Source organism: Amycolatopsis sp. NPDC104587 (assembly GCF_055583645.1).
Window position 1 is genome coordinate 1 of the sequence record NZ_JBVJNO010000032.1, and the last position, 2,154, is coordinate 2,154.

Below are 2,154 nucleotides of genomic sequence, written 5' to 3' on the forward strand. Positions count from 1 at the left end.
GGATGATGCCGTCGCTCTCCGCCTCGGCGAACCCGCGGATGGCGGCGTTCACGGTCTCGGACGAGGTCACGTTGATGGCCGGGTAGGCGAACTCGTTCGCCTTGGCCCGGTCGAGCATCTCCGCGTAGACCTCGGGGGTGGCGATGGGCATCGTTACTCCTCCTTGGCACAGGGTGGTCCCGACCGCATCGTACGAGGTGGACCGCCGCCGCACACCGGTCCCCGGGGAGAAACTTCCCCGCACGTCGGATCGGTTCAGAAGGACCGCGTCACCGCAGCTCGGCAGCCAGCGCGCGGTAGGCGGGCCACGGGTCTTCGTTCAGCACCTGGACGACCACCTGGTCCGCGCCGGCGTCCAGGTGAGCGGACAAGCCCCGGGCGATCGTGGCCGCGTCGCCGTGCAACGCCAGTGCGTCGATCAGGCGGTCGCTGCCCTCGCCCTCCAGGTCGGCGTCCGTGAAGCCGAGTTTGCGCAGGTTGGCGACGTAGTTGGACAGCCCGAGGTAGTACTTCACCGTCTGACGGCCGATCGCACGCGCCTCGGCGGGGTCCGTCGAGAGGACCACCTTGTGCTCCGGCGCCAGCAGCGGCCCCTCGCCGAGGATCGAGCGGGCGTCGCGGGTGTGCTCCGGTGTGGTCAGGTACGGGTGCGCGCCCGCCGTACGCGAACCCGACAGCTCCACCACCTTCGGGCCCAGCGCCGCCAGGGCGCGGCCGGACACCGGGACGCCCGCCGCGTCCAGGCCGTCCAGGTACTCGACCAGGGCCGCGTACGGCTTCTTGTACTCCTTCGTCGCTTCGCGGTGGCCCGCGCCGACGCCCAGCAGGAAGCGGTCCGGGTACTTGCCGGCGATGCGCTCGTACACGCGCGCGATCGCCGCCGGGTCGTCCTGCCAGATGTTCACGATGCCGGTGGCGATGACCAGCGAGTCCGTCGCCGCGAGCAGGTCGTCGACCGGCGAAAGGTCGTCGCCGGTGGGTGAGCCGCCCAGCCAGATCGCGCCGTAGCCGAGCTTCTCCGCCTCCGCCGCGAACTTCGCGTCGACGTTCGCGTGGTACTTCCAGATCCCGAGCTTGCCCAGTTCGATAGCCATGGAACTCTCCAACGCGTGGGACGTCGATTTTCCTCCCGCCGGCGGCGAACTACCGTCGGAAGCATGACCAAGCTGGGAAACACCGACCTCGACGTCTACGGGCTCAACCTCGGCGGCAACGTCTTCGGCTGGACGGCGGACGAGGCGCAGTCCTTCGCCGTGCTCGACGCCTACACCGCGGCCGGTGGCAACTTCGTGGACACCGCCGACCTCTACGGCGGGGGCGGCGGCTCCGAGGAGATCCTCGGCAGCTGGCTCGCCGCGCGCGGCAACCGGGACGACGTCGTCGTCGCGACGAAGGCCGGCGCGTGGGACCGGCGGCCGGGCCTGTCGGCCAAGAACATCCAGGAGGCGGCCGAAGACTCGCTGCGCCGCCTCAAGACCGACCACATCGACCTCTACTACGCCCACCGGGACGACCCGGACACTCCGCTCGAGGAGACGCTGGAAGCGTTCGACGCGCTGGTCCGCACGGGCAAGGTCCGCCACCTCGGGGCGTCCAACTACAGCGCCGAACGACTCGCCGATGCACTGTCCATTTCGGACCGGAACGGCTTCGCGCGGTACGCCGTGGTGCAGCCGCACTACAACCTCGTCGAGCGCGACTACGAGCGTGACCTCGCTCCGCTCGTCGAGCGCGAAGGCCTGGCGACGCTGCCGTACTTCGCTCTCGCGAAGGGCTTCCTGACCGGCAAGTACCGCACGAAAGGCGCCGAAAGCGACAGCCCGCGCGCCGGCCGGGCGGAGTCCTATTTGGACGGCGACGGCGAGCGTGTGCTGGCCCAGCTCGACGAAGTGGCCGCGGCGCACGGCGTCTCGGTCGCCACCGTGTCACTCGCCTGGCTGCGCGTGCAGCCGACGGTCGCCGCGCCGATCGCCAGCGCCCGCACGCCCGAGCAGCTCACCGACCTGATCGCGTCGGTCACCCTCGACCTGACTCCAGACGAAGTAGCGGGGGGGGGGGGGGGGGGGGGGAGAGGGGGGGGGGGGGGTGGGAGGGGGGGGGGGGGGGGGGGGGTGAGCCAAGGGAGCATCGCAGGGGGAAATGGGGCCACCACGT

General features: G+C 70.9%; 2 protein-coding genes and 1 pseudogene. 1 reads left to right on the forward strand and 2 read right to left on the reverse strand.

Going from position 1 to position 2,154, the window contains the following annotated elements; translation table 11 throughout:
- Both ACZ61C_RS47605 and ACZ61C_RS47610 read right to left on the reverse strand, forming a co-directional pair.
- Positions 1 to 151, reverse strand: a 151-nt coding sequence (locus tag ACZ61C_RS47605; RefSeq protein ID WP_465314621.1) for a class II fructose-bisphosphate aldolase, incomplete at its 3' end; no start/stop codon positions are given.
- A 118-nt stretch (positions 152 to 269) separates the two neighbouring features.
- Positions 270 to 1,094: an LLM class F420-dependent oxidoreductase gene (locus ACZ61C_RS47610; RefSeq protein ID WP_465314620.1), complete on the reverse strand. Its 825-nt coding sequence runs from the start codon at positions 1,092 to 1,094 to the stop codon at positions 270 to 272.
- Positions 1,095 to 1,157: 63 nt separating this feature from the next.
- Between ACZ61C_RS47610 and ACZ61C_RS47615 the strand changes: the two are divergent.
- Positions 1,158 to 2,045: pseudogene (locus ACZ61C_RS47615) on the forward strand (aldo/keto reductase); the annotation flags it as partial.
- Positions 2,046 to 2,154 lie beyond the last annotated feature (109 nt).

Excerpts from the sequence above, each read along its gene's own strand:
- ACZ61C_RS47610 (WP_465314620.1), bottom strand. The coding sequence starts at position 1,094 with ATGGCTATCGAACTGGGCAAGCTCGGGATCTGGAAGTACCACGCGAAC.